Below are 23,779 nucleotides of genomic sequence, written 5' to 3'. Positions count from 1 at the left end.
GCGGCCGCGGTCGCAAGCCCTAGCAGGCCGTTGAAAAATGTAGGCGAGGCAGCCGAGGCTAGGCAAAAACAGGCGAAAAAGCGCAGTTTACGTGTTGTAAATGAGCATTTTGAGCCTGTTTTTAACGACGCATCGGCAACGCAGGTAGTTTTTCAACGGCCTGCTAGGCGCTATTGCAACAGCGCGTCGATAGCACAGCCGACGCGGACGTTACCCCAGTGGCGGCCGCCGATATGGATCGGCATGGCCAGGTCGCAGAGCAGCTCGCCGGTGTCGCGGATATAGGTGCGCACCAGCAGCGGCGTGACGTTCTTCGCCGCCCGCAGCTCGCCAGGATTTTCGAATTTGCGGCAACAACGGTTGCCAAGCAGATCCGCGGCTTCGTCGCCGCTCAGCGGCTTGGAAAACTTCAGGTTGTGCGCCGACAGGTAACCGTCGACATTCACCCCGACCGCATAGATGCAGGCGGGAATGGCGCTCAGACTGACTTCCAGATGCTGCTGGCAGCGGCGAGTGTACTCGTCACTCCAAGCCAGCTTGTACTTGGGTGGCACGGTCTTGGCGTACAGCTGGTAGTTACGGTCGAAGACGTCGATACCATCGCGGTTCATCGCTACCAGTTCCGCCTGCAGCGCATCGCGCAGCTCACGCACCTTGTCGACCACCAGATCGAAGACGCCGAGGCCGATCTTGAAGCGCGACACCAGCTCCTGCACCGCCTCGGTATCCCGTGACAGACAGCCAGTGCGCGCCTCGGAGTCGGCCATGTGACACGCGACTTCCGCCGAGAGGCTGTGGATCTGGGTAACGTTCTCATGCACCTGGACGTTGGTCGCCGACAGCTGCTCCATGGCGCTGGCGATATGCAGCAGCTGCTCGCCGGTCTGCTCGAAATCGCCGACCATCTGCTCGAAGTGTACGGCCGAGCGGCTCACCACGGCGCGCGTCTGCTGCACATCGGAGTTGATCTCGTCGGTCTCCACCTGCGCGCTGCCAACCAGCGACAGCATGGTCGTTATGTTTTCAGAAATTTCCGTCGAGGCTTTGTTGACCCGCTCGGCCAGCGTCCTCACCTCATCCGCGACGACGGCGAAACCGCGCCCAGCCTCACCGGCACGGGCCGCCTCGATGGCCGCATTGAGGGCCAACAGATTGGTCTGATCGGCAACGTCGCGGATCAGTGTGGCGATCTGGTTGATGCTGGTCGAACGGTGCGAGAGATCCACGACCGTCTGATTGAAACTCAGCACCTTCTCGCCGACCTGGTTGATCTTGTCGGAGATATCCCGCATTTCCCGCAGCGACACCCGCGCACTGTCGAGGTTGGTGCTGGTCGAGCCGGAAATGATCTGGGTGCTGCGCGACACTTCATCGATGGCGGTGGTGGCTTCGGTGCTGGCGGTAAATACGGTTTCGGTCATCGCGACCTGCTGCCGAGCGCTCTTACCGGTGTCCTCAACCCGCGTCTTGACCTGCAACGCCTCGCGAGCGATGGGAATAGTCATCTTGCGAATCTCACTGATTATCTGCCGCATGTTCCCAGCGAAGCGGTTGTAACTCTCGGCCAGCTCGCGGAATTCGTCGTGCGAAGTGGCCTGCAGATCCTGCGAGAAATCTCCTCCCTCCCGGCCGATTTCGTCGAAGGCGACGATCATCGAACGCACGGGCTTCATAATAAGATGGCGCAGATAGAGGATCTGGCCGACGATCCAGACCAACCCGAGCAGGCTGAGTACAAGCACCACGGTCAAGCCGCCGTCCAGCGAGGCGTTGATGCTCGCCGCCAGTTCCGCCGAGGCCTGCCCCTCGGCCAGCGCCGCGGCGATGAAGCGCTGCTGGTCGACATACACGTAGAGGTAGCCCAGATTGATGACATAAAGCAGGAGAATACTCGCCAGTTTCTTGCTCAACGAATTCCAGAACGTTCGTTCACTCCAGTCGTACAGCTCCATCAGGGTACTCATAGTCGCTGTCTCCTTGTCGTATTGTGTAGGCGCCATGTCATTCCCGCTGGGGCTTGGCAGTTTGCGCAGCTGGTAGCTGCGTGACAGTCAAGATCGAACGCGAACCTCCGTTCAAACAGCTTGGCCTTTGTGGCGACAGATCACCACGCCAGGCAAACAAGAGGAGGGGGCATTCAACTCATCGGCAACCGCTGCGGGCGCCTGAATCGCTACATCCCTACCAGGCACATCTTAACAAGCGCCACAGGGCATGGCATATGGCCATGCTATCCGCGCCTGCCAGGCCCGAATAAGGTTGCCCTCCCGCAATATGCACCTGGCGCGTGCCCTATATGCTCATGCCATCGAACCTGCAAATCTTGCCGACGGATACTGACAAACGAAACCCAGCACAATTAACCTACGGGCTTCATGGTGCGAAGCCTGCGCGGCCCAACTTACTATTTAGCGTCAATGCTATTCATGGGCAGCTCGTTAAGCGTAATAATCGACCATGCCACGCCCACTGCCGGGCAGGCTGCTGTTGAGTTCCACGCCCTGGGGCGCATGCTCCTCGTCAACGCCAGCCAGCCGCTCATTGCCCGTCTCGCCACGGCCCCCAGCCTCGCCGCCCTGCCCCTGTCCCTGCCAACCACGGTTGAGCGACTGGTCGGAAACGTTCACATCGAGCAGGTTCATGCCTTGCTGGGTGAACAGCTCACGCAGACGGTGCATCTGCCCTTCCAGGGCCTCACGAACCCCGGCGTTGGCGCTGGCGAAGTTAACCTGGGTCTGCTCCTGATTGACGCTGATGCGCACCTCCAGACGTCCCAGTTCGGCCGGATCGAGTTGAATTTCGGCGGACTTGAGGTTCTGGCTGGAGAGCAACATCACCCGATCCACCACCGCCTCGCCCCAACCGGCCTGCTGCATGGCCACCGGCTGGCCGGCCATCAGTCCGGCACGGGGCGCTGGCGCGGTCTGCTGGGCAACGGCCTGACTCAGCGCACTGAGCCTGGCGACGAAGTTTTCCGGCCGGGTGTCGGCGGCGCTTTCCTTGAGCGCCTCCAGGCCCGGCGCGCTCAGCTCGGTCGACGCCAAGTCGAGCTCCGGCTCCGCCTGCTCAGAGCCCATGGCCGCGATCGCGCTGGCAAAGCCTTGTCCGGCGCCCTGCGCCGCTTGCGTCGCCAGACTGCCTGGCGCGCTCTGCTCGGTGACGGCGGCCTTGGCTTGGCCAGCCGATTCCAGGGCCATACGCACGGCCGGCAGTTGCTCCAGCGCATCCAGCTCGGGATCGCCGTTCGCCGCCGGCAACTGCGCCGGCCAGGCATCCGCCAGAACCGCGGTCGGCAACGGTTGCGGCTCGCCAGCGAGTTCCAGGTCGAGCCCGAGATCCGCCGCTTCGTCAGCGAGCGATTGCTGGCCGGGCAGACCCAGTGCCAGCATCGCATCGAGAGCAGAAACATCCCCCCCCGCATCGCTCGGCAAAAGCTTGCCGCTATCGGCAAACTCCGGCTGCTGAACGACAGCCGCCGCCTCTGCGGCCGGCGGGTTTTGTGCGTCCTGCGTCTCGGATTTCGGAGCACGATTAGGCTTGGCAGAGGCATCGCTGCGCTCTGTTGCTTTCGCCTGATGCTCCTTGGCGTACACCTGGGCAAAACTGGAAGCCTCGTTCTTGCGGGGCTCGGCCGGTCTTTCCGGGGCTTTGCCCGCAGACGTCTTCGGCTTTATTTGCGGTGCCGAGCGCAAGAGCGGATCGGGGGCGACGGCCATGGACATTCTCCATTCAAACGGGATCGTGGCATAGGCCTAGCAAAGGCCGGGCCAACATCGACGAGCCGCACGAAGAACAGGGACTGATGGGTGGCCTGCAATAAACCATTGCTCAGGCCGGCGCAGGACGCGCTATTGGCTACGGATCGCGCCGGCGTAGCGCGGGAACCGTGATGCGGCCTCAACGCCGATAACGTTGACGCTCGGACTTGAACAAGATGCGCACAATGGCAAATTCACGCTCGAGCTGCTCAATCAGCTCGGAAGCCTCGGCCAACAACTCGCGCCGGCCGACTTCTTCCAGTTGCATGCACAAGCTGGCAAGCATGGGCGCCCCCATATTGCTGCAGCTGCCTTTGAAGCTGTGCGCAGCCAAACGCAGCGCCTGCGCGTCAGCCGTGCGCTGGGCTTCGCGCAGCAAGCGCAGACGCTCTTCGGAATCCGCCAGGTAGGTATCCAGTAACGCCGGATACTCATCCGCCATGACATCCTGCAACGCGACCAACACCGCGCTATCGAGATGAATATCGGCCATCTGTTCACTCCCTGATCACCAGGCGCGGGATTATGCCCCAGACAACCAGGAAAACTCCACGCAGACCCCCTGCCCATCCGCCGGCCAGCTACAGCGCTCGCTCAGCTGGCGAACCAGGGCCAGGCCACGCCCACACAGGCCGTCCAGGGTCAATTGCTGCTCCAGAATCGTCTGCCCATCGAAACCAGAACCACTGTCTTCGACCCGCACGATCAAGCGTCCTCCGCTTGCTTCGGAGAGCACATGCAGATGGAAACGCACATAACCCTCAGCCAACTGGGCCAGACGTGCGCTGCGCTGCAGGTAATACTCGGCAAAGCCTTCGGCATCGCTCTTCAGGCTCGAATCCAGCCGCAGCACCCCATGCTCCAGGGCATTCGAGTAGAGTTCGGCGAGCACGCTATAGAGCGCCCCAGCCTGCGGCTGCAGCCCTTCGACCTCGAGCAGCAACTGCAACAGGAACGGCAGCGGATTGAAGCAGCGCAGGGTTTCGCCACGAAACTCGAAATTCGCCGACCAATCCAGCGGGCTGTTCTGGCCACTGCCGGTGAAGGTCAATGGCCCACGGTTCAAGGCGCCATCCTCGACCATGCTGACTTCGACCAGGCTGACATCGTCTTGCAGTTCGCCACGAAACCGCAGCAACTCCTGCTGAATTTCCGCGAACAGCTGCGCCGGCTGTCGATTGGCGGCAAACACCCGGAGCAGGCGTTGCTCGCCGAACAACTCGCCCTGCTGGTTGCAGGCTTCCAGCACGCCATCGGAGAGCAGGAAAATCCGGTCGCCCAACTCCAGCGGGTAAACCTCGTAACGGTCATTGAACGCCGTCGGTTCCAAGATTCCCAACGGCAGATGCCGCGACACCAGGGGAATCCGCTTACCGCCGTTGGCGCACAGCAGGTAGCCATCCGGCAAACCGCCACTCCACACCTCCACGACCCGGCGCTGGAAGCTGATATTGAGCAGGGTGGCACAGCAGAACACGCCCAGCGGCAGGGTGCGTTTGAGCTTGGCGTTGATCTCGCGCAGGATCTCCGCCATGGAGTAGCCCTTGGCGGTCATGCCATAGAACACCTCGGCCAGCGGCATGGCGCCGATTGCCGCCGGCAGGCCGTGGCCGGTGAAATCGCCGAGCAGTACGTGCATGCCGCCGGAAGGCTTGAACGCAGCCAGCAGCAGGTCGCCGTTGAACAACGCATAAGGCGATTGCAGGTAGCGGATATTCGACGCCGCGAGGCAACCGGAATGCGCCACCTTGTCGAACACCGCCTTGGCCACACGCTGTTCGTTGAGCAGGTACTCGTTGTGCTGGGCGATCAGGTCGCGCTGTTGCAGCACGGTCTCCTGCAGGCGGCGCAAGCGATCCATGGCATTGATCTTGGCCTCGAGGATCACCCGGTTGTAGGGTTTGGCGAGAAAGTCGTCGCCACCCGCCTCCAGGCAGCGCACCAGCGCTTCGCCTTCGCTCAGCGAGGTCAGGAAGATGATCGGCACCAGCTCCTCGCCGGCCATTTGCTTGATCCGCCGCGCCGCCTCGAAGCCATCCATGACCGGCATCAGGGCGTCCATCAACACCAGTTGCGGGCGCTCCTGCTCGAACAAGGCAAGCGCTTCCAGGCCATTACTGGCGGTCAAACTGCGATGGCCCTGGCGACTGACGATGGTCGACAACAGCATACGGTCGGCCGCGTTGTCCTCGGCGATCAGAATAGACAGACGCGCGGGCATGGTCAGGGGCTCGCCCTAGGCGATCTGGAACAACTGTTCGAAGTTGGAGATGGCGAGAATCTTGCGCACATCCGGATTGCAGTTGAGCAGGCAGATTTGCGCGTGATCGCCCCCCGCGTGATCGCGCAACAACAGCAACATACCCAGCGCCGAGCTGTCCAGATAGGTCGTGTCCTTGAGATCCACCCGATAGCGTTTGGGGCTGAGGTTGACGCGCTCGTAGGCGTTACGAAACTCCTGGTGCGCGCCGAAATCGAAACGTCCTTGAATCACAATGGTCAACTCTTGCCCATCAGACGAGGGCAGCGAGGTAATGGCCATACTGAGCTCCTTACTCCAGCAAAACGGTTGATCACACCCAAACCGCGTTCCGCGATGGTTAGCGCGCGTGAATCGGCCTGAATGTCCGATCCGTGCGTTCAACATGTAGCACTCGCTGGCGCCTGCGGCAACTGGCAATCAAGCCGAATCGCCCCGATGTATGCGCTGCGCCAACTCGTCGAGGAGCTTTTGCTCGCGTTTGTCCGCGCTCAGGCGGGCCTCTTCCCGATAACGCTGCACCAACTTGCGCAGGCCTTCCAGGCGCGCATAGCGCTGTTGCCAGGCCGCGCGCACCTTGTCCAGGTTGTTGGCATGCCAGGCCACGCTCTGCCGCTGCTGGCCGATGGCGCTTTCCAGCTGGGAAAGAAAACGCTGATAGTTCATCAGCCACTGCCCGGAAACGCCGCGCTGACCCTCGCTGATCCACTGTTGCTGATAATCGCCGCGGTAATCTTCCAACTCGCCCAGCTTGACCTGGGCCTGGCTCAACAGCCCCTGGCAATGACCGAGCTGTATGGCGGCCTCGCGCTCGGCACGCTCGGCCATGGCGATCACCGGCGCCAAGCGCCCGGCGCGACTGGTCGACACTTAGCCTCCTGTCGCGGCGCTGGGGTTGAAGGTCGCCGCCAGCAACGCACCGCTGCGCTCCAGACTCTCACTTTCGCCCAGGCTCTGGCGCAGGTATTTGACCATCGCCGGCTGGCGCGCGATGGCCAGGTCGGTATCGGCGTCGCCACCCGGCACGTAGGCGCCAACGCTGATCAGGTCGCGGCTCTGCTGATAACGCGCCCACAGTTGCTTGAAGCGTTGCGCGCTGCGCTGGTGTTCGCGGGTCACCACTTGCGGCATGACCCGGCTGATCGAGGCTTCGATGTCGATGGCCGGGTAGTGGCCCTCCTCGGCCAGGCGCCGCGACAGCACGATGTGGCCATCGAGCACGCCACGCGCCGCATCGGCAATCGGATCCTGCTGATCGTCGCCTTCACTCAATACGGTGTAGAACGCCGTGATCGAGCCGCCGCCCTCTTCGGCATTACCGGCGCGCTCGACCAGCTTGGGCAGTTTGGCGAACACCGACGGCGGGTAACCCTTGGTCGCCGGCGGCTCGCCGATGGCCAGGGCGATCTCGCGCTGGGCCTGGGCGAAGCGCGTCAGCGAATCCATCAGCAGCAGCACGTTCTTGCCCTTGTCGCGAAAGTACTCGGCGATGCGCGTGCAATACATCGCCGCACGCAGACGCATCAGCGGCGCATCGTCGGCGGGCGAGGCGACCACCACCGAACGCTTGATGCCCTCCGCGCCGAGGATCTCGTCGATGAACTCCTTGACCTCGCGGCCCCGTTCGCCGATCAGGCCGACCACGATGATCTCGGCCTCGGTGAAGCGCGTCATCATGCCCAGCAGCACGCTCTTGCCGACCCCGGTGCCGGCGAACAGGCCGATGCGCTGGCCGCGCCCGACCGTGAGCAGGCCGTTGATGCTGCGGATGCCGACATCCAGCGGCTGGTCGATCGGGTGACGCTTGAGCGGGTTGATCGTCGGCCCATCCAAGGGCACCCAGTCCTCGGCCTTCATCCGGCCCTTGCCATCCAGCGCCTGGCCGGTGCCGTCGAGCACCCGGCCGAGCATCGACATGCCCATCGGCAAACGCCCGCTGTCCGGCAGCGGTACCACCCGGGCGCCCGGCGCTATGCCCATCAGGCTGCCGACCGGCATCAGGTAGCTCTTGCCGTTGGCAAAACCCATCACCTCGGCCTCGACCTGCACCGGGTGGTAGCTGTCATCGTTGATCACCAGGCAGCGGCTGCCGAGGGCGGCACGCAGGCCTTCGGCCTCCAGGGTCAGGCCGACCATGCGCTGCAAACGCCCCTCGACCACTGGCTGGCTGGGCAACTGCAGCACCGCGCTGTAACCGGCCATACGCCTGGCGAAGCTGGTGCGCTCAAGACGCATGGGAGGGTTCCTTGGCCTCGTCCAGGTCGAGCCGAATATCCGCCGGGAGCGGGTGCGTGGCTTGTTCGCGCTGCTGCTCGAACAGCTGCTTGAGCGCCTGGCCGAGACGGGTTTCGATACTGGCATCGATGCGGCTGTGTTCGCTTTCGACCCGGCAGCCACCGGGCAGCAAGGCCTCGTCTTCGACAATCCGCCAGCTTTCCTCATGCCGTTCGCGCAAGGCCTTGACCATCTCGAAGTCTTGCGGATTGAGCTGGATACGCACGTTGCCCGCGCCCATCGGCAGCAATTTGAGGGCTTCGCGCAGAACCTGGCGAATCTGGCTGGAATCGCTGTTCAGCTCGCGCTGGATCACCTCCCTGGCCATGTGGCTGACCAGGTTGACCAGCGCCACTTCCAGTTGCTGATCCTGCTCGGCAATCGGCTCGAACAGCTGTTGCATCAACTGCTCCACGGCGAGCATCTTGTTCGCCAGCGCGGCATCGGCCTCTTGCTTGGCTTTCAGTTGGCCGCTGTGGTAACCGTCCTTCTCGCCGGCGCTGAAGCCTTCGTTGTAAGCATCCTGGCGAATCGCCTCCAGCTCATCCAGCGTCAAGGGCTTGACGTCTTCCAGGGCCACGTCCTCGGACTCGGCCGGCAGCGCCGCGGCCGCCTCGCTCAGCGGATCAGGGACGGTATCCTCGACCTGCGGGTCGAAGCGGGGCAATGCCCAGCGATCGATAACACCGATGTCCTGGGCGCGAATCAACTCGCTGGGCGCTTCCTTGGAGGCCATGTCGATCTTCTCCGGTTAAACCATCTCTTCGCCACCCTTGCCACCGAGGACGATTTCCCCGGCTTCGGCCATGCGCCGGGCAATGGTGAGAATTTCCTTCTGCGCCGTTTCCACGTCGCTGACCCGCACCGGGCCCTTGGCTTCCAGATCGTCGCGCAGCAGTTCGGCCGCGCGCTTGGACATGTTCTTGAACACCTTTTCCTTGATCGCCTCGTCCGCGCCCTTGAGCGCCAGCACCAGCACATCGGAGGAGACTTCGCGCAGCAGTGCCTGGATACCGCGATCATCGACCTCGGCCAGGTTGTCGAAGACGAACATCAGATCCTCGATCTGGCTGGACAGATCCTCGTCGACTTCGCGGATCGAATCCATCAACTGGCCTTCGACCGAACTGTCGAGGAAGTTCATGATGTCGGCCGCGCGCTTGACCCCGCCCATGGTGGCGCGGGTGCTGTTGGAGCTGCCGGAGAACTGCTTTTCGAGAATCTGGTTGAGTTCCTTGAGCGCCGCCGGCTGCACGGTGTTCAGCGAGGACACGCGCAGGACGATATCCAGGCGCACCTTGTGGTCGAAGTGACCGAGCACTTCGCCGGCCTGGTCGGGGTCGAGGTAGGCCACCACGATCGCCTGGATCTGCGGATGCTCGTAGCGGATCACGTCGGCCACCGCGCGCGGCTCCATCCATTTCAGGCTGTCCAGGCCGCTGGTGCTGCCGCCGAGCAGGATGCGGTCGATCAGGTTGCCGGCTTTGTCTTCGCCGAGGGCCTGGGTCAGCATCTTGCGGATATAGCCGTCGGCGCCCACGCCGACGCTGGTCTGGTCGCCGACGATGTCGACGAACTCGCCCATCACCTGTTCGACCTTCTCGCGGTGCACGTTACGCATGCCGGCCATGGCCACGCCAACCCGCTGCACTTCCTTCGGCCCGAGATGGCGCAACACCTGGGCGGCATCGGTTTCACCGAGCGAAAGCAAGAGGATCGCGGCCTTCTCGACCTTGCTCAACTTGGCGGCTGTACGGTTCTCACTCATCGGCGTTGATCCACTCTTTCACCACCTGTGCCACGCGGCCCGGATCTTCCGCTACCAGGCTCTTGATTGCATTGAGCTGCGCATCATACCCCTCGCTCGGGCTAGGCAGGAGGATGCTTTGCGGGCCGCCGAGGCTGACCCGATCCTCGGACAGCTCGCCATTGAGGCCGCCCATCTCGCCCAATTCGACATCGCCATGGCGACCGCCAGCCGTCAGCTCGCGGCCTTTGCCGCCAGCGGTGATGTTGTTCAACACCGGGCGCAACACGCCGAACACCAGCACCAGGATGAACAACACGCCGAGCACCTGCTTGACGATGTCCCAGAACCAGGGCTGGGTGTAGAACGGAATATCGGCGATCTCCTCGCCCAGCACCGCGGAAAACGGCGTGTTGATCACGCTGACGCTGTCGCCGCGACTGGCGTCGAAGCCGACCGAGTCCTGTACCAGGCGGGTGAAGCGCGCCAATTCGTCGCTGCTCCAGGGCGTGCGGCTGATTTCGCCGGTGGCCGCATCGACCTTGAACTGATCGTCGACCACCACCGCCACCGACAGCCGGCGCAGACGCCCCTGCTGCTGCTTGGTGTAGCTGATCGAGCGATCCAGTTCGAAATTGCGCGTCGACTGCTCGCGCTTGTCCGCCGGGAACGGCGCCAGCATCGGCTGACCGGTCGCAGGATCCATGACCTGCTGGCCGTTGACGTCCAGCAACGGCTGGCCCGGGGCGATCGCCCCACCGGCGGCTGCCGCGCCACCGGCCTGCTGGGGTGCCGTTGCGGCGCCCGGTGGCTGATTGCTCAGCGCCCCCGGAATCCCTTGCGGCGCCAGGCTGGCGCTGCTGCGCTGTTCATTGACCTGTTGCTCACTGCGCAACGCCGGCTGATCGGGGTTGAACATCTCCGAGGTGGACTCGACCGCGCTGAAGTCCACGTCGGCCGACACTTCGGCCTTGTAACGCCCGGAGCCCAGCACCGGCTGGAGGATATTGTGCACCCGCTGGGTCAGCAGGCTCTCCATGCGCCGGCTGTAGTCGAACTGCTTGCCGGCCATGCTCAGCTCGGACATCTCCTGCTGATCGGACAGCAGGTTGCCTTTCTGGTCGACCACCGTGACCTGCGCCTTGTCCAGTTCGGGCACGCTGGTGGCCACCAGATTGATGATCGCCATCACCTGGCTCGGTTCCAGGGCGCGGCCCGAATACAACTCGACCAGTACCGAGGCGCTGGGCTTGCGCTCGTCACGCACGAACACCGAACCTTTCGGAATCGCCAGGTGCACCCGCGCCGCCTTGACGTTATTGAGGCTGGACACGGTACGCGCCAACTCGCCTTCCAGGCCGCGGCGATAACGGGTGGCCTCCATGAATTGGCTGGTGCCGAGCCCCTGCTCCTTGTCGAGAATCTCGAAGCCGACATTGTTATCGCTCGGCGCCACGCCGGCAGCGGCCAGACGCATGCGCGCCCGCGCCAGGTCATCGGCCTTGACCAACAGGGCGCCAGAACTGGGTTCGACGGTATAGCTGATGTCGGCGGCGCTCAGGGTTTGCATGACCTGGGACGCGTCCATCCCTTCCAGGCTGCCATACAGCGGACGGTAATCGGGCTGCTGCGACCAGAGCACCACGGCAAAACCAATTGCCACGCTGGCGGCCAGGCCGACCAACAGGCCGAGCTGGCGCAGCATCGACATATCCGAGAGGTTTTCCAGAAACGCCAGGCCGAACAGCGGCTTGCTCGAATCATTGCCAGCGGTGGTGGCGGGAACGGTGGTGGCGAGTGCGTCGGCCATGATTTAGAACCTACCCTTAAACCGGCATCTGCATGATGTCTTGATACGCCTGAACCAGTTTGTTGCGAACCTGGGTCATGGCCTGGAAAGACACGCTGGCTTTCTGCGAGGCGATCATCACATCGCTCAAATCCACGCCACTCTTGCCCATTTCAAAGGCCGTGGCCAGTTGATTGGAAGTCTGCTGGGTTTCGTTAACCTTGTTCACCGCCTGACCGAGCATATCCGAGAAGCTCGGCGCGCCCACCTGCGGGGCGCTGGCGACAGGCTTTTGCCGCGCCATGGCCTCGGTTTGCATGGAACGCATTTCCAGCATCAAGCGATTGAATTCAATACCCTGGCTCATGACCTTCCTCCACTGGCCGCGGTTTTTTGACACTGCGCGGCGCTTGCTAGAGGTAACTGCAACAAAGGTGCCAGGTAAGGAGGCAACGGGGGAGCAGACAGCGCATTCCCTCGTAGGAGGCGCGACCTCGCGGCGATTGGCGGACAAGGTTCGCCCACAAGCAACAGCATCGCGCCGAGGTCGCCCCCCTACAAAAGCAGCAGACACCACCAATCCCTGTAGGAGGCGCGACCCGCGGCGATAGCGGACAACGTCCGCTCAACAGGCAAAAGCATCGCGCCGAGGTCGACCCTCCTACAAAAGCAGCAGACACCACCAATCCCTGTAGGAGGCGCGACCCGCGGCGATAGCGGACTTGCCACGCTTATGGCTTACCGCTGCCAGCGCTAGCTGGCAAACAGATAGGCCTCCACATCCATACCGGCATCGCGCATTTGCGCCAGCTTGTAACGCAGGGTGCGCGGGCTGATCCCCAGGCGTTCGGCGGCTTCCTTACGGCGACCGCGCTCGGAACGCAGGATGTCGATGATCACCTGGAATTCGTGTCGGCGCAGGTCTTCACCCAAGGCCCCAGCCTCGGCCGCAACGGCCTCCGGCGTCACCGGGATGCTCGCCGGCAACGGCGTGGGCACAGGCACGACACTGCCAGCCGGGGCGAGCAGGCACAGATCCTGCGGCTGGATCAAGCCGCCCTGCTGCAGGATCAGCGCGCGTTGAATGGCGTTGTCCAGCTCACGCACGTTACCCGGCCAGGCATGACTCAGCAGGCTCGCCTGCGCCTGCGGCGAAAGACGAATAGGCGCGCGATTCATTTTTTTGACGTGCTTGGCCAGCAATCGCTCGGCCAACGGCAGGATGTCGGCCGGGCGCTGGCGCAACGGCTGCCAGGCCAACGGGAAGACCGACAGGCGATAGTAGAGATCCTCACGGAAACGCCCAGCCGCCACCTCGCCCGCCAGGTCGCGGTTGCTGGTAGCCAGCACCCGAATGTCCAGGCTGATCGGCTTGCGCCCACCGACCCGCTCCACTTCACGCTCCTGCAGCACGCGCAGCAACTTGGCCTGCAAACCTTGCGGCATTTCGGAAATTTCATCGAGCAAAATGGTGCCGCCCTCGGCCAGTTCGAACTTGCCCGGCGCGCTGGCGATGGCACCGGTGAAGGCGCCCTTCTCATGGCCAAACAGCGTGGCTTCGAGCATGTTGTCGGGAATCGCCGCGCAGTTGATGGCAATGAAGGGTTTCGCCGCCCGTGGCGACTGCTGGTGAATGTAGCGCGCCAACACCTCCTTGCCGGTACCCGACTCGCCGGTGATCAACACCGTCGAATCGCTCTGCGCCACCCGCGTCGCCAGCTCGAGCAACTGCACGCTGGCCGGCTCCAGCGCTACCGGGCCGTCCTGCTCGGTCGCCGCCACACGCCCGAGGGCATGCCGCTCGACCAACGCCAACAGGGTCTTCGGCTCGAACGGCTTGACCAGGTAATCCGCCGCCCCCTGGCGTATCGCATCCACCGCGCGCTCGACCGCCGCGAAAGCCGTCATCAGCAACACCGGCAATTGCGGCTGGCGCTGGCGGATCAGGGCCAATAACTGGTGACCGTCCATGCCCGGCATATTCACATCGCTGACCACCAGGCCGAAGGGCTCTTGCGCCAGGGCCGCGAGCGCCGCCTCGGCACAGTTCACCGCATGGTAATCGTGACCGCCCAGCGCCAGGGTATCGGCCAGGGCTTCGCGCAGGGAGCGGTCGTCTTCGACCAGCAGAACTTTGGCAGCCATGGGTATTACTCCTGAATCCAAGGTTGCGCCGCGGGAATCAGCGGCAAAATCAATAAGGCGCAGGTGCCGCGCGCGATCCGCGAACGCAACTGCAGCTCGCCGCGATGGGCGCGCGCCACGGCCTTGACCACAGCCAGGCCAAGACCGGTACCGGTGGTCTTGGTGGTAAAGAAGGGTTCGCCCAAGCGCGCCAGAGTCACGCTGTCGATGCCCGGGCCGTTGTCGCTGATGCACAGGCGCAAGCTGTTGCCGCGCTGATACAGGTGAATCTTCAGGTGCGCCTCGCGCCCGCCAGCCTGAATCGAATTCTCGACCAGGTTGAGCACGGTGCCGACCAGGGTGTCGCGGTTGCACAGCAACTCGCCGTCACGGCTGTCGCACTGCCAACGCACCCTCATGCCGCACACATGGGGCTCGGCCGCCGCCTGCAAGGCTTCGAACAATGCCTTGGGCGTCAAACGATCCGGCAACGGCAGGTCGCCGCGGGCGAACACCAGCATGTCGCGCACCTGGTGCTCCAGCTCATGCAGACGCTCTTTCAAACGCCCGGCGAAGCGCTGCTGCTGTTCGACCGGCAACACCTGCTCGGTCAAATGGCTGGCATAGAGCAACGCCGCCGAGAGCGGCGTACGGATCTGGTGAGCCAGGGAGGCGACCATGCGCCCCAGCGCGGACAAGCGCTCATGGCGCGCCAACTGATCCTGCAAGCGCCGGGTTTCCGTCAGGTCGGTGAGCAACACCAACTGGCCCGGCTCGCCTTGCAACGAACGGGTGGCAATCGACAGGCGTCGACCGTCTTTCAGGGAGATTTCGTGGCCATCGTCCTCGCGTGGAGCGAAGTTGCGCGCGATCACCTGGCGCCAGAGCATGCCGACCAGCGGCTGACCGAGCAGGTTACGCGCCACCGGATTGGCTTCGCGCACCACCCCCTGAGCGTCGATGACGATAACCCCGCCCGGGAGCAAATCCAGCAGGCTTTGCAGGCGGTGCGCCAGACGCTCCTTCTCGGCCAGTTCCTGCATGCGCTGGGCGCTGACCAGGGCCAGTTGCCCCTTCAACTCGGCCACCCGATCCTCCAGCATGCTGTAGGACTCGCTGAGCTGGGTCGACATCTGATGGAACCGCACAAAGGCCTGTTCCAGGCTGGCGCGATTGGCCAGTTCCTGGACGGCGGCAGGTTCGAGTTCAGCGCTATGGAGGGGTTGGGCGTTGGGCATCATCATTCTCTCTCGCCTGGCGAGCCGTCATAAGACAGTCAGTTAGCAGAGAGATAGCAATACCCGTGCCTAAAAATAACTACTTGTTTTTCAATGACTTGAAAAACAAGACAGGCAAATACGTCAAAGCCCCGGCTGAATAGAATGCAGTGGCGCCAAGACCCTGACTCGGCGGCCGCCGGCGAGTGTCGCGACAACCTTGAAATGTCGGTTCAACACCGGACTCTAGTGTCGCGTCACAGATCATTTGTTGTGGAGTCCCATGCATCGGCTTGTAGGAGCCGGCCATGCCGGCGATTCGCACGCATGGCGTGCTCCTACAGGTTTGCGACATTTGAAGCCTGTCGTGACACTAGTGGAAGGGGCTTTAGCCGCGATTGGCCTTGAAGGCGCTGAAGCAGACCCGGATGGGTTAGCCGCCACAGAGCTGCGCTCAAGACCGCGTTTTGCGTGCGGCGTAACCCATCAGCGGCGGCGTAACGGCTGACGCCCTACGGCATCAGTCTTCCAGCACTTCGTCGTCGCGGCGGCTCATGCCGTACTTGCGCATCTTCTCGACCAGGGTGGTGCGACGAATGCGCAAGCGCTCTGCCGCGCGGGCCACCACACCGCCGGCGTCATCCAGCGCCTGCTGGATCAAGCCCTGCTCGAGGTTACCCAGGTAGTCTTTCAAGTCGAGGCCTTCGGCCGGCAGCATGGCTGGCGTGCTGACCCCCGGCAGCCCGCCGATGATGGCCGCACGCTCCTCCAGCTCCTCGCGCAGGCTGGTGGCCAAGTCCTCGCCCTCATCGTCGACGGGGCGGAACTTCTTCGGCAACTCGCCCACGCCGATCACCCCATAGGGGTGCATGATCGCCATGCGCTCGACCAGGTTGGCCAGTTCGCGCACGTTACCCGCCCAGTCATGCCGGCACAGCGACATGATCGCCGCCGAGTTGAAGCGGATCGAACCGCGCTTCTCGTGCTCCATGCGCGAGATCAGCTCGTTCATCAGCAGGGGAATATCTTCGATCCGCTCGCGCAGCGGCGCCATTTCGATGGGGAACACATTCAACCGGTAGTAGAGATCCTCGCGAAAACTGCCCGCCTCGATCATCTCTTCCAGATTCTTGTGGGTGGCGGCAATGATGCGCACATCGGCACTTTGCGTCTTGTTGCTGCCCACCCGCTCGTAGGTGCGCTCCTGCAACACCCGCAGCAGCTTGACCTGCATCGACAGCGGCATGTCGCCGATTTCATCGAGGAACAGAGTGCCGCCGTTGGCCAACTCGAAACGCCCGGCACGGCTGGTGATCGCGCCGGTAAAGGCACCCTTCTCATGCCCGAACAGTTCGCTTTCCAGCAGCTCCGCGGGAATCGCGCCGCAGTTGATCGGCACGAAAGGCGCCTCTCGACGCCGGGAGTGATAGTGCAGGTTGCGCGCCACCACTTCTTTACCGGTGCCCGACTCACCGAGAATCAGCACGCTGGCCTCGGTATCGGCCACCTGCTGCATCATCTGGCGCACCTGCTGAATAGCGCGGCTGGTGCCCACCAGGCTACGGAACAGATTTGGTTCACGCTGACGACCGCGCTCGCGCACCTGGTCGTACATCTCGCGATAGACCTGAGCGCGGTGCAGGGAGTCGAGCAGTTTGTTGTAGCTAAGCGGCATCTCCAGGGTGGCCAGCACGCGGCGCCGCGACTCTTCCGGCCACTCCGCAGGCGCATGCTCGTCGATCAGCAGAACCGGCAGGAACTCATCCCAAGCCGCAACCTGCTTGAGCATCTCGAGGACACCGCCCTTGGCCTGCACATCACCGAGCAATACGCTCAGCACCTCCCGGCTGGAGGCCAATTGAGCAACCGTATCCTGCCAATCATGGCTGCCACACGCGAGATGATCTTCACCCAGGAAATTCAGAATGACCGTCAAATCGCGACGTCGCTCACTGTCATCGTCAATCAGCAGAATTTTCGTTTCACGCCACATATGTTTGATCTGATCCTGGGTGCGAACGGAAGCGCACTCTGTCGAACACGACAACTGCGCTGGCAATTGGCCGCTAGTAAAATCAATTTATCGCACAGAGTCAATTTTATGGCGTGATTTTTTTGCTTTTCTCGGCAGATTGCTAAACGATTGTTTGCAAGAAGGGGAAACAAGAGCACTACCGATCACAAAAAACCAGCCGCGCAGATTAACAACCCACCCGCCGAATTTATGCCGCACCGATAAACCACGGCGCACTGCCTGCGGCGAATGCCCCAACGGATTGCGGGCTGTTCCAGATCGGCAAACCACAGCCAACCCATCAACCGAACAGCTGGTAAACCTTGGCCCCTTGCTGAGCCTGGTTCAACTGCATCAGCTCGCCCGCCAGGCGTCGCTGCTCCGACTGACAAACGCTGACCAGTTCGCGGTACAGGTCGAGCAACTCCTGCATGCGCGCGCGCAGCACGTCCTCGTCCTGCACGGCATCGACCATCGCCTCGTCGACGGCTTGGCGGCATTGCTGATCCAGCTCGCCAATGGCCGCCCAATCCTGGGTGGCCAGTGCGGTGCGCAGAGCGCTACCAGTCTCTTCCAGCCGCTGGACAGATGAATTCATGAACATGCTCCTCAAGCGCCGAACACTGTCACTGGCTGATCGCATCCCAACCGGACTTCACATTACGCAGCAGACCGGCCACTTCATCCAAGGGCGCGGCCTCATTCTTCACATTGGCTTCCAGCAAACGGGTAAGCATGTATTGGTAAAGGCTATCCAGATTGGCCGCCAACTCGCCACCCTGCTGCAGATCCAGACCTTCGCGCAGGCCACCGACAATGCCGATGGCCTTGCCGATCAGCTCGCCCTTAAGCGCCGTCTGCCCGCGCTCCATGGCGCCGCGCGCCTGGGCGATGCGGGTCAGACCGCCTTCCATCAACATCTGGATCAGCCGATGCGGGCTGGCATCCACGGCCTGGGCCTGGGTGTTGACGGTTTGATATTGCCGCATTGCTGCCATCGCGTTCATGCTGAATGTACTCCAGTGTGGTGCGGGAATACTTCAGTTATCGGCAGTTCAAACAGCAGCTTTAGGGCCACCTGGAAATAACACAACCGATTGATTTTAATCGCCAAAAAAATCGGGAAGGCATCTTTCCCGGACGCCCATGAATCACCTTGATTCTCAGGAGGTTACTGGTTCGACCTCAGGGTCGATAGCGACCCAGGCATCGCGTATCTGCCCCAGCAAGCCCTGCACCTCTTCCAGGCTCTGCGCGGTCTTGTCCAGCGCCACACCGGCCAGACGCCGGGTCATATAGTCATAGAGCGCATCGAGATTATCCGCCAGTTCGCCGCCCAACTGCTTATCCAGGCTGGCCTGGAGAATGCCGATGATCGACAGGGTGGTGCCCACCGCCTCGCCGCGCACATCGGGACTGCCTTGCTGCTGGGCGTGCAGCGCCAGGGAGATGCGCTCCAGAGCGCCGTCGAGCAATAATTGCACAGCACGATAAGGGCTGACGTCCTGACTGCTCTTGACGGTTTTGTAGGTATCGATTGGCTTGCTCACGGCTTAGCTGTCCTGTTTCACTACGCCCGGCAGGCTGCCGAGGGCTTGGGTCAATCGGGCACTGGTGTCGTTGAGGCGCCCGACCAGTGCATCCATGGCGTTGAACTGGGCGAACAGGCGGGTCTGCATCTGCGCGACACGGCGAGTCAGCGTTTCTTTTTGCTTGTCGATATCGCTGATAGTGGACTGCAGTCCCTTCATGCGCTGCTCGAGCACGCCACCGGTCTGGATATAGCCATCGATGCGCTTATCCACCCGACTCATCAGGCCGTTGTCGCCGGTGAAAAAGCTGCCCACCGCATCGAAATTGTCGGTCAGCGCCTTGCTTAGCTTGGCGTCGTCGATCTTCAGGGTGCCATCCTTCTGGGTGGCGATACCCAGATCGGCCAACACCCGTACGCCCTCCTGGCTGGCAGGGCTGACCAGCTCGTTACGCACGCCGCTGAGCAGGGTGCGCACCGTGGCATCGCCGACCAGGCCGCCCGTTACCGGCGGCTTGCCCTCGCCCACCAGGGTGACGTTGGTCAGTTCGTTGCTGGTTTTGATCAGTTTGTTATAGGCGTCGACGAATTTCTTGATATTGGCCGTGACCCCGGACTTGTCCTGACCCACTGCGAGGGTCAGCGGCTTATCGACCTCGGTCTTGCCCACCAGGGTGAAGGTGACATCGGGGATGGCGGCGTCGACCGTATTGCTCGGGCTCTTCAATGACAGACCATCAACGGTGAACTCCGCATCGGCGGCCTGCTGCAGATAACCGGCGCCGGCGCCCACCGACTGAATACTGCCGTCAACCGTCAAGTCAGCCAAGCCGGCATCAACACCAACGACCGCATCGGCGGTTTCGATCGAGATATCCTTGCCCGCGCCGGTTTCCTTGGCGTTTAGCACCAGGCGCGACTTACCGTCGGCCGGATTATTGACGATATTCGCCGTGATGCCCTTGTCCTTCAGGGCCGTGTTGAGCTTGTCGCGGATATCGACCAGGGTATCGCCCGAGGCGATATCGACCTCCACCCCCGCATCGGCAGCACCGAGCTTGACGGTCATTTTGCCGTCGGCAGTCGCGGCAAAGTCACCGGCCAATGCCGCCGTGGCCACCTTGCTGCTGCTGGCCAGGCGCTCGACCGTCACCTGATAGCTGCCAGCCAATGCGGTTTTGCTGGCCGAAGCCGTCAACGCGCTGGTATTGGACGAGGTAGCGGTACGCTTCTCGAACAGCGCCAGGCTGTTGAGATCCTTCATGGCGGTCTGAAACTCGCTCAGGGCACCCTTGAGCTGGCCAAGCGCGGAGAACTTGGTGGTGGAGGCTTTCTCCAGGCGCGCGAGCTGCGCCTCCTTGGGCGCCTTCTCTGCACTGACCATGGCACCGACGATGCTGTTGATGTCGATGCCGGAACCAATACCGGTTATGCCTGCCATGCTGACCACCTCGTCATAGGGTTGACGCTTACTGCGGGAAAATCATCATCCATCAAGAAGCGTGCCATCAAGAAGAGTACTGTCTACGCCTGAGCCTTGAACAGCAGGCTGCGCACTTCTTCCAGACTTTCGGCCAGACGCAGGGCATCTTCGGAGGGGATTTGCCGAATGACGTCACCGGAAACCGCATCGGTGACCTTGACCACCACCCGACCGCTCGAGTCGTCCAAGGCAAAATTCAGGTTGCGCTGAATGCTCTGAGCGAACTCCTTGATGCTCGACACCGCCTCTTCCACCGGCTGACGTGCCGGTTCCACTGGCGGGCTGGGCTGCTGTGCATTTTCGGCCCGCACCAAAGCCCCCGCAGCAACGCCTTCGGCATGCTGGACTACCTCGCCCCGCAACGGCTGGACGACCGGGCTCGACGACGAGAAACCGTTTATTGCGTTGATATCCATAAGCTCACCTCAGATGGCAAAGCGGGGAGTAGCGCTAGGCACTACCCCCCGTGGTTCAAGCCGTTCTGCCTGTTGGCTTAACGCAGCAAGCTAAGCACCGCCTGCGGCAGCTGGTTGGCCTGGGCCAGAATTGCGGTACCGGCCTGTTGCAGGATCTGGTTCTTGCTCAGATTTGCGGTTTCGGCGGCGAAGTCGGTGTCCTGGATCCGGCCACGGGCGGCGGAGACGTTTTCCGAAACGTTCTGCAGGTTGGAGATGGTGTTATCGAAGCGGTTCTGCGCGGCACCCAAACCGGAGCGTACTTCATCGATCTGTGCCAGCGCACCATCGATGACCGAAATCGCATCCTGTGCACCATCAACAGTGGAAATGTTAATTGCACTTACAGCTGTTTGCTTGGAACTACCATCAGCGGCATTGAGGAAATCACCACCTGCCCCAGCTATACTAAAGCCGCCCACCGAAGACATCGTAAAGTTGCCAACTATAGTCGCGGAGTTTGTATTAGTAGTGGCACTTCCATGCTCATGAAGAGTGATGGTATTAGCCGCCGCCCCTTTTTCATCGAAGGCGGTTAATTTAGCAATACTTGCAGTTGTGTCTTGACCAGCACCATCATTGTCTACAGTAAACGAATCAATTGCGATGTTATACCCATCTTTACTGGTTAGCGTAAGCTTTCCATCGCCCTTGCTCGCCTCTGCGGTAATCCCAGTCGAAGATGACTTAGCATTAATCACATTGGCTAACGAGGTCAAATCCGTCTTATCGGAAATTGTCGCATCGATGCTTACTGCAGAACCGTTAGAACCGGTAAGGTTAAACTTAACAACACCAGTCTCACCCAAAGCACTCAACTCAACCTTGGTAGAAGCAGTTGCGCTGACCCCTGTATCGCTAGTCACACCGTTGATTGCTGCCGCAATTTCCCGGGCAGAGGTGCCGCTAGCCGCGGCAGTTGCTTTTTGCCCATCGGGGCCAGTAATCACCAACCCCCCCGCCGCCACACTTGTAACACCACTCGCCGGAGCAGTAGCGGCAACTGTACCGACTACAGCGTTGCCCGTAGCAGTGCCAGAGGACTTAATGGTGTAAGAGCCAATGTCTTTAGCACTCGACGCCTTGATCGACACACCAATAGTTTCGCGCGCATTGGCGCCCACCTGGAAATCGACGTTGGCCATGGAGCCATCCAGCACCTTACGGCCACCGAAGGTGGTGGTCTCCGCAATACGGTTCAGCTCGGATTGCAGGGTGCTCACTTCTTTCTGCAGCGCCTTGCGGTCGGTAGCGTCGTTGGTGCCGTTGGCCGACTGCAGGGACAGGTCACGCATGCGCTGGAGGATATTGGTCGACTGCTGCAACGCGCCTTCTGCGGTTTGCGCCAGGGAGATACCGTCGTTGGCGTTACGCACCGCCACGCCCAGGCCGTTGATCTGACTGGTCATGCGGTTGGAGATTTGCAGGCCGGCGGCGTCGTCCTTGGCGCTATTGATGCGGCTGCCAGTAGACAGACGCTGCATCGAGGTGCTCAGCGCGTTGGACGAGGAACTGAGGTTGCGCTGGGTGTTGAGCGAGGCGATGTTGGTATTGACGGTAAGAGCCATGATGGTGTCCTCCGAGGACTAGCGTGTTTGCCTGAGCGTGCGACCTCGGGTGGGCAGTGCCCAGGCACCCTTAAAGTTCGCATTCGTAATCTTTATCGGCGTTAGGTGTGGGAGCTTTAGGTTTTTTTGCGAAATTTCCGTAGAGTTTTTTTCTACGACGTTGACAAGGACTTAGCCGAAGTAACCGTCCTCTTGATCGCTATGGCAGAATTTCGGCGGATTATCCGGTTTGCCCCGTAGGATGGGTTAGCCGCATGGCGGCCCAGCCTATGGCCGCGCGCGGGCTTAACGCAGCTGGTTGAACAGGTTGAGGCTGCTGATCTTCACGTAGCTCTGCTGCGCGGCGTCCAGGATGATCGACTGGAACGACAGGCGTGATAGCGCCTCGGCGTAGTCCAGTTCGCGCAGGTCGGCCTGCACGCCTTTATTCACCAGGCTGACGTCTTCGTTGTCGGTCTGGGTCGACTCGATGATGTTCAGGCGCGCGCCGATTTCGCCGCGCACGCCGTCCACGCTGCTCATGCCATGATCCAGATTGGTCAGGGCCACGGCCACGGCATCGCGGGTCTGGCGGTTGCCGGTTGGCGTGTTGGGAGCGCTCTCCAGTGATGTACGCAAATTGGCGATGGTCGAAAGGATGCCTTGTTTCTCTCGGGTCGGATCGGCCGTGATTTGCACTGTCTCGCCGCCGACGGCGGCGCCATCGAATTGCACCGTCACCCCACGAAAGACCAGCCGGTCGCTCTTATCCGGATCGGCATCCAGCTTACCGCTGGCCAAGACGGGGGCCGGGGCCGGCACACCGATTTCGCTCACCTCGTAACTAGCCGCATCCGGATTGCCGAACAGCACCTGAACACCGGCCGGCGGGAACGGCAGAGCACCGGAGAACGCCACTTCATCCTGCACCAGCGCGGCGGAAACACTCAGCGAGGATCCCGGCGGGCTGAGGGTAAGCGCACTATCCAGGCGCCCGGCATTGGTGACCCGTTCGAAGATTTTCTTGCCGCTGTCGCTGATCGCCAGGCCCAGCGAACTGGCCACCTGCAGCTTGCGCTGGCCCTCATCGCCGGCATAGCTGTAGCTGCCATCGGCCTGGCGCACGAACGGCTGGCTCTTGCCCTGAAAACCGGCGAACAGGTATTCGCCACGGGCATTGCGGGTATTCATCAGACCGAGCAATTCATCCTCGCGCTCGCCCAATTCGGCGGCGATGGATTGTCGATCCGTTTGGTTCAGCACGCCGTTCCCAGCCTGTACCGCCAGCTCGCGCACGCGCTGGAGGATGGTGTTGACCGAGTTGAGGGTGACTTCCTCCTGACTCAGGCTGTTCTTCGCCGCGGTGAGGTTGTCCTTGTACTGGCTCAGCACGTTCTGCTGTTGTTCCAGCTGCAGCAGGCGCACCGAGGCTACCGGGTCGTCGGCCGGGGTCAGAATGCGATTGCCGGTGCTGATCTGCTCCTGGGTACGGGTGGCATTGGCGTAGTTACGCTGCAGGCCCTGCACGCCGTTGTTGAACGCCTGGATGGTGGAGATGCGCATGCTTGAGCCTCTTGTCG

At 62.0% G+C, this 23,779-nt stretch carries 22 protein-coding genes and 1 pseudogene; 1 reads left to right on the top strand and 22 read right to left on the bottom strand.

Features of this window, described 5'->3' with window-relative positions:
* Positions 1 to 170 precede the first annotated feature (170 nt).
* From P8H27_RS02350 to P8H27_RS02285, 15 genes and pseudogenes are all read right to left on the bottom strand, one after another.
* Positions 171 to 1,421, bottom strand: a complete 1,251-nt coding sequence (locus P8H27_RS02350) for a methyl-accepting chemotaxis protein (RefSeq protein WP_374761321.1) — start codon at positions 1,419 to 1,421, stop codon at positions 171 to 173.
* Positions 1,422 to 1,538: 117 nt separating this feature from the next.
* Positions 1,539 to 1,952, bottom strand: a pseudogene (locus P8H27_RS20590) (HAMP domain-containing protein); the annotation flags it as partial.
* 486 nt (positions 1,953 to 2,438) lie between these two features.
* Positions 2,439 to 3,716, bottom strand: coding sequence for a flagellar hook-length control protein FliK (locus P8H27_RS02345; protein WP_289635009.1), 1,278 nt, complete (start codon positions 3,714 to 3,716; stop codon positions 2,439 to 2,441).
* 181 nt (positions 3,717 to 3,897) lie between these two features.
* On the bottom strand, positions 3,898 to 4,251 hold the full coding sequence (locus P8H27_RS02340) for an Hpt domain-containing protein (protein ID WP_289635008.1): 354 nt from the start codon (positions 4,249 to 4,251) through the stop codon (positions 3,898 to 3,900).
* 30 nt (positions 4,252 to 4,281) lie between these two features.
* The gene (locus P8H27_RS02335) at positions 4,282 to 5,979 is read right to left on the bottom strand and encodes a fused response regulator/phosphatase (protein WP_289635007.1); all 1,698 of its coding nucleotides are present in this window, start codon (positions 5,977 to 5,979) and stop codon (positions 4,282 to 4,284) included.
* Between the two features lie 15 nt (positions 5,980 to 5,994).
* Positions 5,995 to 6,300 carry an STAS domain-containing protein gene (locus P8H27_RS02330; protein WP_289635006.1) on the bottom strand — a complete coding sequence of 102 codons (306 nt, stop codon included), beginning with the start codon at positions 6,298 to 6,300 and terminating at the stop codon, positions 5,995 to 5,997.
* 138 nt (positions 6,301 to 6,438) lie between these two features.
* Positions 6,439 to 6,888 carry a flagellar export protein FliJ gene (gene fliJ / locus P8H27_RS02325; protein WP_289635005.1) on the bottom strand — a complete coding sequence of 150 codons (450 nt, stop codon included), beginning with the start codon at positions 6,886 to 6,888 and terminating at the stop codon, positions 6,439 to 6,441.
* On the bottom strand, positions 6,889 to 8,253 hold the full coding sequence (fliI, locus tag P8H27_RS02320) for a flagellar protein export ATPase FliI (protein ID WP_289635004.1): 1,365 nt from the start codon (positions 8,251 to 8,253) through the stop codon (positions 6,889 to 6,891). It lies immediately after the preceding gene.
* Positions 8,243 to 9,028, bottom strand: a complete 786-nt coding sequence (fliH, locus tag P8H27_RS02315) for a flagellar assembly protein FliH (protein WP_289635003.1) — start codon at positions 9,026 to 9,028, stop codon at positions 8,243 to 8,245. The genes fliI and fliH overlap by 11 nt, the downstream gene beginning before the upstream one ends.
* 15 nt (positions 9,029 to 9,043) lie before the next feature.
* Positions 9,044 to 10,060: a flagellar motor switch protein FliG gene (gene fliG, locus P8H27_RS02310; protein ID WP_289635002.1), complete on the bottom strand. Its 1,017-nt coding sequence runs from the start codon at positions 10,058 to 10,060 to the stop codon at positions 9,044 to 9,046.
* The gene (gene fliF, locus P8H27_RS02305) at positions 10,053 to 11,849 is read right to left on the bottom strand and encodes a flagellar basal-body MS-ring/collar protein FliF (RefSeq protein WP_289635001.1); all 1,797 of its coding nucleotides are present in this window, start codon (positions 11,847 to 11,849) and stop codon (positions 10,053 to 10,055) included. The genes fliG and fliF overlap by 8 nt, the downstream gene beginning before the upstream one ends.
* 16 nt (positions 11,850 to 11,865) lie before the next feature.
* A complete protein-coding gene (gene fliE / locus P8H27_RS02300) occupies positions 11,866 to 12,195 on the bottom strand; it encodes a flagellar hook-basal body complex protein FliE (protein WP_289635000.1) in 330 nt (109 codons plus the stop codon).
* 386 nt (positions 12,196 to 12,581) lie between these two features.
* Positions 12,582 to 13,973 carry a sigma-54 dependent transcriptional regulator gene (locus P8H27_RS02295; RefSeq protein WP_289634999.1) on the bottom strand — a complete coding sequence of 464 codons (1,392 nt, stop codon included), beginning with the start codon at positions 13,971 to 13,973 and terminating at the stop codon, positions 12,582 to 12,584.
* 5 nt (positions 13,974 to 13,978) lie between these two features.
* The gene (locus P8H27_RS02290; RefSeq protein WP_374761320.1) at positions 13,979 to 15,190 is read right to left on the bottom strand and encodes a PAS domain-containing sensor histidine kinase; all 1,212 of its coding nucleotides are present in this window, start codon (positions 15,188 to 15,190) and stop codon (positions 13,979 to 13,981) included.
* 499 nt (positions 15,191 to 15,689) lie between these two features.
* Positions 15,690 to 17,105, bottom strand: a complete 1,416-nt coding sequence (locus P8H27_RS02285; RefSeq protein ID WP_289635209.1) for a sigma-54 dependent transcriptional regulator — start codon at positions 17,103 to 17,105, stop codon at positions 15,690 to 15,692.
* On the opposite strand from P8H27_RS02285, the gene P8H27_RS02280 reads away from it, so the two are divergent.
* The gene (locus P8H27_RS02280; protein WP_289635219.1) at positions 17,028 to 17,279 is read left to right on the top strand and encodes a hypothetical protein; all 252 of its coding nucleotides are present in this window, start codon (positions 17,028 to 17,030) and stop codon (positions 17,277 to 17,279) included. The two genes, P8H27_RS02285 and P8H27_RS02280, sit on opposite strands and share 78 nt — an antisense overlap.
* Before the next feature lie 205 nt (positions 17,280 to 17,484).
* Here P8H27_RS02280 and fliT read toward each other — a convergent pair whose 3' ends face one another.
* From fliT to flgL, 7 genes are all read right to left on the bottom strand, one after another.
* A complete protein-coding gene (gene fliT, locus P8H27_RS02275; protein ID WP_289634998.1) occupies positions 17,485 to 17,781 on the bottom strand; it encodes a flagellar protein FliT in 297 nt (98 codons plus the stop codon).
* 28 nt (positions 17,782 to 17,809) lie between these two features.
* On the bottom strand, positions 17,810 to 18,190 hold the full coding sequence (fliS, locus tag P8H27_RS02270; protein ID WP_289634997.1) for a flagellar export chaperone FliS: 381 nt from the start codon (positions 18,188 to 18,190) through the stop codon (positions 17,810 to 17,812).
* 156 nt (positions 18,191 to 18,346) lie between these two features.
* Positions 18,347 to 18,733 (bottom strand): flagellar export chaperone FliS, encoded by a 387-nt coding sequence (gene fliS, locus P8H27_RS02265; RefSeq protein ID WP_289634996.1) that lies wholly within the window; start codon positions 18,731 to 18,733, stop codon positions 18,347 to 18,349.
* A gap of 3 nt (positions 18,734 to 18,736) precedes the next feature.
* Positions 18,737 to 20,155, bottom strand: a complete 1,419-nt coding sequence (fliD, locus tag P8H27_RS02260; RefSeq protein WP_289634995.1) for a flagellar filament capping protein FliD — start codon at positions 20,153 to 20,155, stop codon at positions 18,737 to 18,739.
* An 83-nt stretch (positions 20,156 to 20,238) separates the two neighbouring features.
* Positions 20,239 to 20,613, bottom strand: coding sequence for a flagellar protein FlaG (locus P8H27_RS02255; protein WP_289634994.1), 375 nt, complete (start codon positions 20,611 to 20,613; stop codon positions 20,239 to 20,241).
* 77 nt (positions 20,614 to 20,690) lie between these two features.
* Positions 20,691 to 22,220 carry a flagellin gene (locus P8H27_RS02250; RefSeq protein WP_289634993.1) on the bottom strand — a complete coding sequence of 510 codons (1,530 nt, stop codon included), beginning with the start codon at positions 22,218 to 22,220 and terminating at the stop codon, positions 20,691 to 20,693.
* A 285-nt stretch (positions 22,221 to 22,505) separates the two neighbouring features.
* Positions 22,506 to 23,762: a flagellar hook-associated protein FlgL gene (flgL, locus tag P8H27_RS02245; RefSeq protein ID WP_289634992.1), complete on the bottom strand. Its 1,257-nt coding sequence runs from the start codon at positions 23,760 to 23,762 to the stop codon at positions 22,506 to 22,508.
* Between the last annotated feature and the right edge of the window lie 17 nt (positions 23,763 to 23,779).

Origin of the sequence: Pseudomonas sp. sp1636, from assembly GCF_030376615.1 — a bacterium.
In the GTDB taxonomy this organism is placed as follows: Bacteria; Pseudomonadota; Gammaproteobacteria; order Pseudomonadales; family Pseudomonadaceae; genus Aquipseudomonas.
This window is presented reverse-complemented; position numbering and strand designations above follow the sequence as displayed.